The sequence below is a fragment of the Prevotella sp. AM42-24 genome, assembly GCF_003461825.1.
In the GTDB taxonomy this organism is placed as follows: domain Bacteria; phylum Bacteroidota; class Bacteroidia; order Bacteroidales; family Bacteroidaceae; genus Prevotella; species Prevotella hominis.
The window spans coordinates 1-10,122 of the sequence record NZ_QTXV01000086.1 but is presented as its reverse complement, the minus strand read 5'-3'; the positions used below and the strand labels follow the sequence as shown (position 1 = coordinate 10,122).

Sequence of the window (10,122 nt, the reverse complement as noted above, 5' to 3'; positions counted from 1 at the left end):
GCTTAGCCATTATCTCAAATTTTAACGAACTATTGATAAATGAAACAAAAAAAATAATAATGCGCAATATTTCTTTGCGTAATTCAATAATTATTTGTAAATTTGCAGCCGCTAAGTCAAAATTATGCTCCATTCAGAGCGATTTGCCCCCTCGGATGAGGACTTTTGACCAGGCATAGAAAAATATTACCGGTAAAAAAGATACATTTAAGATAATGAAGATAGAAAACGAAATCATCAGCTCAGTAATCGCTGCGGTGAAAGAGCTTTATGGTCAGGACGTGCCAGAGAAAATGGTAGCCCTGCAGAAGACCAAGAGTAATTTCGAAGGTAACCTTACCCTCGTCGTATTCCCATTCCTCAAGATATCTAAGAAGAAACCTGAGGATACTGCACAGGAAATCGGTGAGTACTTGAAGAAAAACTGCGCTCATGTTATCGCAGACTTCAATGTGGTAAAAGGTTTCCTCAACCTTTCTATCGCTCCTGCCGCTTGGGTAGGACTCCTCAACACCATCAACGCTGACCCTAAGTTCGGTGAGAAGCCAGTTACAGAGAACAGCCCACTCGTCATGATCGAGTACTCTTCTCCTAACACCAACAAGCCTCTCCACCTCGGTCACGTGCGCAACAACCTCCTCGGCTGGTCTTTGGCTCAGATCATGGAGGCAAACGGCAATAAAGTGATCAAGACCAACATCGTCAACGACCGTGGTATTCACATCTGTAAGTCAATGCTCGCTTGGCTCAAGTGGGGCAATGGCGAAACTCCAGAAACTTCCGGCAAGAAGGGCGACCACCTCATCGGCGACTACTATGTAGCCTTCGACAAGCACTACCGTGAGGAAATCGCAGAACTCAAGGCTCAGTATATGAAGGAAGGTATGGACGAAGAAGCTGCCACAGAGAAAGCAAAGACAGAGGCTCCGCTGATCAAGGAGGCTCACGAAATGCTCGTCAAGTGGGAGAACAACGACCCTGAGGTTCGTGCACTCTGGGCGAAGATGAACAGCTGGGTTTACGCTGGCTTCGATGAAACTTACAAGATGATGGGCGTAAGTTTCGACAAGATATATTATGAGTCAAACACTTACCTCGAAGGTAAGAAGAAAGTAGAGGAAGGCTTGGAGAAGGGTCTCTTCTTCCGCAAGGACGATAACTCTGTGTGGGCAGACCTCACCAACGAGGGTCTCGACCAGAAGCTCCTACTCCGTTCTGACGGCACTTCTGTCTATATGACTCAGGACATCGGTACTGCCGACCTCCGTTTCAAGGACTTCCCTATCGACAAGATGATCTACGTAGTAGGTAATGAGCAGAACTACCACTTCCAGGTACTCTCTATCCTGCTCGACCGCCTCGGCTTCAAGTGGGGTAAGGACTTGGTTCACTTCTCTTACGGAATGGTAGAGTTGCCTAATGGTAAGATGAAGAGCCGCGAAGGAACTGTAGTAGATGCAGATGACCTGATGGCAGAGATGATCAAGGACGCTCGCCAGACAAGCGATGAGCTGGGCAAGTTCAAGGACATGAGCGAGGAAGAGCGTCAGGAGATTTCACGCATCGTGGGTCTCGGAGCATTGAAGTACTTCATTCTCAAAGTAGATGCCCGCAAGAATATGCTCTTCAATCCAGAGGAGAGTATCGACTTCAACGGCAACACAGGTCCTTTCATCCAATATACCTACGCTCGTATCCGCAGCATCATGCGCAAGGCAGCAGCCGAGGGCATCGAGATTCCTGCAGAGTTGGGCGCTGATGCACCTATCAACGAGAAGGAGATCGACCTCATCCAGAAAATGAACGACTTCGCTGTAGCCGTAGCCGATGCAGGCAACAACTACAACCCTGGAGGTATTGCCAACTACTGCTACGAGTTGACCAAGGAGTTCAACCAGTTCTATCACGACTACAGCATCCTGAATGCTGAGAGCGAGGCAGAGAAGATCACTCGTCTGGTTCTTGCAGCCAATGTCGCTAAGATCTTGAAGAACGGTATGTCCCTTCTCGGCATCGAGGTTCCAGAAAGAATGTAATGATCCTAATGTAGGGGGTTTATTATTATGTAAGAATTCTCTATAAGAAAGGAAATTCAAGATATAATAACCTACAATTTAATAAGAATATTGACTATTGACAAATAATGAGCATCGTCCCAACATTAAGATTGGGACATGCTCATTTACTTTTTTAACCCCAACAGAAATAATAGAAATATGAGTAATATGCCTGTGAATCCTCCATCATGGAGAAACGATACCGTTTTACCATTGCCCAATGAAGTAATGGCAAATGCCTGGGCTGTAGATGCAGCCTGTTCCGGCAATCCCGGTCCGATGGAATACCAATGCATAGACCTGCAGACGGGAGCACAGGTTTTCCACTACGGTCCACTTCACGGCACCAATAATATCGGCGAGTTCCTCGCCATAGTCCACGCCCTTGCCCTGATGGAGCAAAGGGGGATTACTGACAAGGTAATCTATAGCGACAGCGTGAATGCCCAGTTGTGGGTAAAAAAGAAACAATGTAAGACCAAATTGGAGCATACTCCCCAGACCGCGCAGCTCCATCAGATCATAGCCCGCGCAGAGAACTGGCTCCGCACCCATCAGGTTACCATCCCTATTTTGAAATGGGATACCAAGACTTGGGGCGAAATCCCTGCCGACTTCGGAAGGAAATAATAGAAATATATTGCAAAAGAATGGCTTCTGCCGGAGCAGAAGCCATTCTTAAACTTAACTTAACTAAAATCAATACAAATTTATTAAGGAAGAGCAGACAGACGTTTCTGATAATACTCTTTCACCTCATTCCAATGGTAATAAGGCCAAATATCAGTTTTTACAGGAATGTGAACCTCCTTCTCATTATGCAAGAACTTCACTAAGACATCACGACTTTTATTCTCGAAGAATACAAGTTGGACATTAGAAGCCATAGGAGTTGCCTTGAAATCACACCAATGCTTATAAACTTCAGCAGGTCCAGCCACAGCCACATCGAAGTTTTCTATCTGCAATAAAGCCAACAAAGGAATAACATTGCCATCATGCCCAAAGCGCAAGGTAGCTGCAATAGAACGATTCTTCATGGCAGAATCAGCAGACTCTATAATATTCTCCACAAGGGTTTTCGCATTAGCCATCACAAGGCCCTTACTTGCTAAAGGATTTGCATTACAGATATAGAAGCGGTAATTGACGCACTGCCACAAATCAAACATTTCCTGAGCGGTGAAAATATCGTAGAAAGACAAAGGAGTTTCAATATCCTGCATATCTACAGCAATCCAATACAATCCCCACATCAAATTGGCAGGATTTACCTCGCAACGGATAAAATCAGCATTTGAAAATAATGAATTGACAAGACGGTCTGGCTTAACCTGTGCCGCCTCAAACTTGCGGTATTCCTCTACCCAAGGTCCCTTTTCTCCATGAGTAAAGGCATTAGAACGATCGGTATGATAATTGAGATAAGACATGTATTTCTCACTCATCTCATAATTGATATCAAGTTGAGGATTCAATCCCTTCAGACGGTCACCAAAAGCAACCATACTCATCGCACAACGGTAAACAACGGTAGAACGGGCAGAAATCTGGCGCTTACCACGGAACACTTCAGGGAAGTTCTTCGACATACGCTCGGCAATACCCTGATGCTGACGAACACCCAGCGGAGTCAAATCGCCTCCATGTCCCTCAGTCTCTTTCCAAACAAGTTGTAATCGCTGCAACACATCCTTTCCCAAAGGAGTAAGACCATTTACAGCATCAGCTTTCGTCATCAGCTGGATAATCCACTGATAGTCACCGTCTCCCAAAAGATAGCGGGAACCATGTCTTCCATAATGGCTTACATAGAAAGGCTTATAACCCTTAGGGGCAGGAGTCTGCTTGGCTTCCACCTTAGGATAAGCCAGATAAACACCACCAGCCTTATTAAGGTCTGCACTAATTTCTTCAAATGTGGTTTGGGCATTTACGCCCAAACCAAAAGTAGCCAACACCAAGGCTAAAGTCTTTATTCTAAGATTCTTCATTTATGATTTATATAGTATAAGGTTTATTTCCATTATTTTAATAACCATCATTTTGCTTCAACAGAGGATTGTTGGAGAACTCAGTTTGAGGAATTGGGAACAATTGGAAATGATCATCTACATCTGTACCTAATCGCTCAGTATTTTTCCAGTCCCAGTTATATCCCTTGGTAAACTTGCCAAAACGAATCAGGTCGGTACGTCTCACCAACTCAGAAGCCAACTCACGCTGACGTTCAGACATCAGGAAATCGAGAGTAAGTTCATTCAAGCCAATGGTTCCAGAAACATCCGAGCGCACACCATCCTTGGCATATTTACCGCTCATATAAGCACGCTGACGGATTTCATTGACGTATTTCAAAGCCTCATCCTTGGTACCATCTGCTCCACGAAGAATCGCCTCAGCGGCAGTCAGGTAAGCTTCTCCTGTACGGAAAAGCGGGAAGTCGATAGAGGTATAAGCATCACCACTTTCTGGAATTTGGTCTTCCTTGGTTACATTACGCCATTTAATATAACCATAACCACAGGTATATGTACTGGTCATAGCATCCTTAGAATCCCATGTTTCCTTCACCTGATTAGGCAAGGCTGTCATAAACTGCGCACGCTTATCCTTTTTATTATTTCCCCATGTATCATTTGTATCAAACATCACATCGTCCGCATCAAAGGCATCTACGAGAGTTGTCTTGGCTCTCACATTACCCCAGCCACGAGAACCGATACCAGTATTATAGAGTTCGTTCATCGGACCATTTACGAATGCCTTCACATAGAAGTTAGTACCGGCAGAACTCTGTGCTCTCTGTCCATCCTGTACCAAAGGCCAGATGATTTCCTTGCATTGGTCATTGTCAGCAAGGAAAATCTGACGGTAGTCTGAAGCCAGAGGATAATGGTTATCATCGATTACTTTCTTTGCATAGGTCAGAGCATCATTATAATGGTTTTCACCTATCCATGTCTGCGCATTCAGGTACATACGGGAAAGCAGGAACCAGGCTGCCACGCGATCTATTCTACCATAAACATTAGCACCAGGAGCCTTCAAGTCGCCATCGATATTCTTCAATTCATTTTCTGCAAATTCGAAGATTTCCTTGCGCGACCGGTGTGCAGGAATATCCTTCACACCGGTATTCTCGTCTATATAAGGTACGGCACCAAACAAATCGCACAAAGTAGCATAGCAATAAGCACGGATGAAACGAGCCTCAGCACGATAAGAAGCACACTCATCTCCCAGCTGATTCCAGAGGCCACGAGACTTCAGTTTATCCTCTGTACACTCACGCAACAATTCGTTGCAATAAGCTATAGTCATGTACAGACGCTGATAAGTCCAGCGGATAACCGAAGCATTAGAAGCATCCCACTGCAGATTCAGACACTTACGCAATCCATTGGAAGAAGAAGGCATGATGAAATCATCAGTACTCAACTCCTGCAGATAGAACATCAGGCGCACATAGCCAGAATATCCTTCATTGGCACCTTCAAGGTCACCATCGCCACCATCACCGCCTTTCTGTCCTGTCAGGATAAGAGAACTGTAACATTTTGCCAAAACACCCGTATAGCCATCAGCCGTATTATATACTTTTTCGCCCACCAACTGAGTTTCGTCAAGAGGCATTGTATCCAGGTCGCCAAAACATGAAGTAGTCAGGCTACCCATCAATATAAATATCAAAAGTTTAAAAATATTCTTTTTCATAATCCTATCGTTATTGAGACCATTTAGAAGTTAAGATTGAAAGACAATGAGTAGGTACGAGGACGTGGATAAACATTTCTGTCAATACCTGAGTATATTTCCGGATCAATACCAGAATAGCTGGTGAATGTGCAAACATTCTGTACAGCTGCCGATACACGCAGAGAAGAACTGCTGTTCCATAATTTCCTGAATGTATAACCCAAAGTGATATTGTCAATGCGGAAGAAGTCGCCACGCTGCAAGAAATAGTCTGAATATAACTGTTGCTGCTGGAAGCCCTTTTCGGCTGTTACTTTCAATATATTGGAGAAATTGCCCTGATCGCTATAAACCTGCTGCTGATACTGGTCGGCCTCAATGTAATTATAGATGTAATTGCCGAAAGAACCATGACCTGTAATACCTAACTCCCACTGTTTGTAAGAGAATTGGGTATTGAAACCAAGATAAGACTTTGGCAACGCACACTTGTTGGCATAACGTGTCTCAGTAGCAGAAACAGAACCATCAGGCTGTACATATTTTCCCTCAATAGGCTTTCCATTCTCATCATAAGCCTGTTTTGCCAGATAGAAAGTATATGGGCGCTTACCTACCATGAAACATTCCACAAACTTACCTGTGCCAGAAATAGCACCCGTCTCTACATAAGAACCTTCGCTATCAGAAACATTCAGTTTAGTAATCTCAGAATCATTCCAGGTATAATTAAATCCTACAGTCCATGTAAAATCCTTGGTATCGATAGGCACAGCGTTGATAGAAAATTCCACACCCTTATTGTCCATCTCACCAATATTAGTGGTCAGGACAGCAGAATAGTTCACACCAGAAATCACAGGAATCGTATTCAGCAAATCCTTGGTATGGCGCTTGTAAACATCGAGCGAACCATAGATGCGGTTGTTAAGAAAACCATAGTCAAAACCAGCATTCCAAGTCTCTGTAGTCTCCCATTTAATGTCTCTATCATATCCGTTTGGGCGATAGGTATTGTACCATTTATCACCAAAAAGATAGCTGGACTCTGGATAAGATACAGAGAAAGTGGTCATGTAAGGATAGTCATTGATAATATCCTGCTGACCGGTAAGACCATAGCTCAGGCGCAACTTCAGATTGGTAAGCACCTTGCTGTTCTTAAGGAATTTCTCTTCCGAGAGTTTCCATCCCAAAGCTACAGAAGGGAAATAACCCCATCTGTTTCCCTTTGCGAAACGAGAAGAAGCATCAGCACGCAAAGTTGCCGTAACCATATATTTATTGGTGAAGGCATAATTCAAGCGGCCATACAAAGACAGAAGATAATATTCAGACTCTGAATGTTTAGGAGAAAACAGTTCTTCGCCTTCTGGAGAAAGAGTCGTATCATTAAACTTCTTCCAGAAATGCTGCCAACCATAACCAGCCATTGCACTCACATCATGTTTTTCTGCGAATGTATGCTGATAGTTTGCATAAAGATCCAACAAGGTGTTACGTTTCTTCTGCTTGGAATCATAATCCAATCCTGTTCCATCCTTCTTATTGCCGGTGTACATCATACCTGCCAAATCAGGAACATCCTTTGCGTACTTACTCTGCAGGATATCATAGCCTAAATTCATATTAAGCTGTAAATCTTCCAGACCATGTACCTTATAATTGATAGAAGCATTACCTATAGAACGGTAAATCTTATTTTGCATATTCTGCAAGTCCAACTGCGCCATCGGGTTGTCGCCCTGAATAGCCATTGGCGCATTGCCATTCATCCAGATAAAATATCCCAATCCAGGATCTGTAGCGGAAGTTGCACTTCCCGTCTTAACAGGACGAGTCGGATCATAAGACAAAGCACTGCCTACTACGCCTTCATCTACACGTTTATTATCTTCATAGGATGCCTTTACATTGACATTTAAGCTCAGATGATCTTTGAAGAATTTAGGTGAAATACCGCCATCGAATGTATAACGCTGATAGTTATTGCTACGAATGACACCATCCTGATTTGTATAACCGAGAGATACTCTCACCGGTATTTTCTTACGGATGCTTCCCGACATGGAAATATTATGGTCCATACCAAATGCCGTACGGTAAATCTCGTCTTGCCAATTGGTGTTGCTGCTACCCATTACGATATTATCTGGAACACCAGAAACAGTAGGAACAAATGCTCTGAACTCATCAGCACTCAATACTTCCAGACGGTCGGCAGTTGTACTCAAAGCAAAATTGGCAGAGTAATTGAACTTAGGTGCACCATTGGTTCCTTTTTTTGTAGTAATAACAATGACACCATTAGAAGCTCGCGAACCATAGATTGCCGTAGCAGAAGCATCTTTCAAGACGGTAAAGGTCTCTATATCATTAGGGTTTATACCACCGATAAGGTTAGTTCCGCCCTCAATAGAAGAGTTGTCAACAGGTACTCCATCAATAACAATTAACGGATCATTGGAAGCAGAAAGTGAAGCACCGCTTCGGATACGAATAGTAGAACCAGAACCAGGAGCACCAGAACTGGAAACCACATTTACACCAGCCACCTTACCAACCAGAGCATCCTGCGCACTTGATTTGGCACCACGGTTGAACTCATCTGGCTTAATAGCCGAAACAGAACCCGTAAGGTCATTCTTCTTGACGGTACCATAACCGACTACAACCACTTCATCCAACTGCTCATTATCAGGAGTCATCTTGATTTGCAAAGAAGAAGATGAAATCTGCACATCTTTGGCTTCATAACCTATATAAGAAACATGTAGTTCCGACGCATCTTCAGGTACGTCTTCAATCGTAAAATTTCCATCAATATCAGTTACAACACCTGTAGTTGTACCTTTCACCATGACCGTCACACCAATCATCGGTTCTCCCATTTCATCGAGGAGTTGACCAGTCACTCGCTTTATATTTTTCTTGCCAGGTTGTTTTTTAGATTGAGGTTTTACAATCAGATAATTTCCTTTTTTCTCATAAGTGCAACCGCTTTCCTTTAATAAGAGGTTTAATATCTCCAATACATCCCCTTTTGTCTTACTGATGGTGACTGTGCGATTTGCATCAATCAACGACGAGTTGTAAGCTATCTTGTACTTAGAAGCCTTCTCGATTTTCTCAAACGCCGCCTTCAAAGAGACCTTGTTGGAACCGAGTGTCACTGTTTGAGCTGAAACTGCTAAATTTCCTGCCAGCAACAAACAAAAACATGAAGCTGAAATTCTTCTTAAATTCATAGATTTACTTATTAAAAGTTTATTATATTGTCTTATGTAGCTACGCATTGAAGACAATTATATTTTTCGTTGCACCCAATTACAATCCTGTTAAAATGAAATTTTTATTTCACTTTTTTTGTGTGTTCGCAAACAATCATGTTTTGGTTAAACAAATGCGGTAATATTCTACGGATAATTTCATAAAAAGCCGTACATTTTTACATGTTTTCATAGTTCAATTTATTCTAAAAAAGACTATAATGCAGTATTATCTCTGAAAGATAGCACCACTATCTCTGAGAGTTAGCACTATAATTCTCTGTGCCCTAAAAGTGCTCCAGCCAGGGCACTTTGGTGCTTCAGCCAGGGCACATTAGTGCCGTAAGCAAGCATTTTGGAAATATAGGGGTATTTATCGAATATCAGGATTTTTTTTAGAAACGGCACTCGTAAAATCTCGTCACCCTTCATCTTTCCGCCTAAATCCCATGTGTTTATCGGAGTTTCAGGGGGTGAAGGGTGCAATTCAACCCTTCATCACCCTTCATCATATTATTAATCAGAGGCATTTGTGAGTTTCTCTTTACATTTTCCTTGCTGAGATTTCTGTATTTTCAACTGAATCTTATTTGTGTGTGAATATTGAAAATATGAACAAGGAAAAGAAGGTACTGAAAATCAGATAGTTATGATTTTCGTGATTGAAGAATAATGTTTATAAGGCTCTCATGTCGTACGACATGGGTCCCTATAAACGTACGATTGCATCACTATTGTCGTACGACATGGGATTATATAGTCGTACAACATGAGATTATAATAAAGCATTACTATTATTCTTTGATGCGAAAAGTTGTAAAAAGAGAATCGTTTTTATGCTGAAATCCATTTCTTGAGAGCTACATCGACTAAAAACGAGTTGGCAAAATATAGAAGGAAATATTTACAATGAAGAAAGACATTCGTTTCTCTCTTATTCCCATCCAGGGTTGACTGCTGGGGCTAATTCAAGCTTCTATTAAGACTAACCATTAGCTTCTATTAAGGTTAATCATCGCCTCCTATTATGCTTATTTTAAGTTCAAATCCCCTTAGGTAACTACCCCTATTGAAAACTTTGAATAGAAAAGCCTTGA

The 10,122-nt window shown here is 42.4% G+C and carries 5 protein-coding genes; 2 read left to right on the top strand and 3 right to left on the bottom strand.

The genetic code is table 11. The features are described from left to right. The first annotated feature begins 215 nt into the window (after positions 1-215). Together argS and DW917_RS15280 are read left to right on the top strand one after the other, a co-directional pair. Positions 216-2,036 (top strand): arginine--tRNA ligase, encoded by a 1,821-nt coding sequence (gene argS, locus DW917_RS15285; protein WP_118120102.1) that lies wholly within the window; start codon positions 216-218, stop codon positions 2,034-2,036. A 189-nt stretch (positions 2,037-2,225) separates the two neighbouring features. After that, on the top strand, positions 2,226-2,687 hold the full coding sequence (locus DW917_RS15280) for an RNase H family protein (protein WP_287845481.1): 462 nt from the start codon (positions 2,226-2,228) through the stop codon (positions 2,685-2,687). 83 nt (positions 2,688-2,770) lie between these two features. Here DW917_RS15280 and DW917_RS15275 read toward each other — a convergent pair whose 3' ends face one another. The 3 genes from DW917_RS15275 to DW917_RS15265 are packed head-to-tail and all read right to left on the bottom strand — an operon-like array spanning position 2,771 to position 9,004. Further along, the gene (locus DW917_RS15275; RefSeq protein ID WP_118120100.1) at positions 2,771-4,051 is read right to left on the bottom strand and encodes a histidine phosphatase family protein; all 1,281 of its coding nucleotides are present in this window, start codon (positions 4,049-4,051) and stop codon (positions 2,771-2,773) included. Positions 4,052-4,088: 37 nt separating this feature from the next. Then, positions 4,089-5,774 (bottom strand): RagB/SusD family nutrient uptake outer membrane protein, encoded by a 1,686-nt coding sequence (locus DW917_RS15270; protein WP_118120098.1) that lies wholly within the window; start codon positions 5,772-5,774, stop codon positions 4,089-4,091. A gap of 23 nt (positions 5,775-5,797) precedes the next feature. Further along, a complete protein-coding gene (locus DW917_RS15265) occupies positions 5,798-9,004 on the bottom strand; it encodes a TonB-dependent receptor (protein WP_118120097.1) in 3,207 nt (1,068 codons plus the stop codon). Positions 9,005-10,122 lie beyond the last annotated feature (1,118 nt).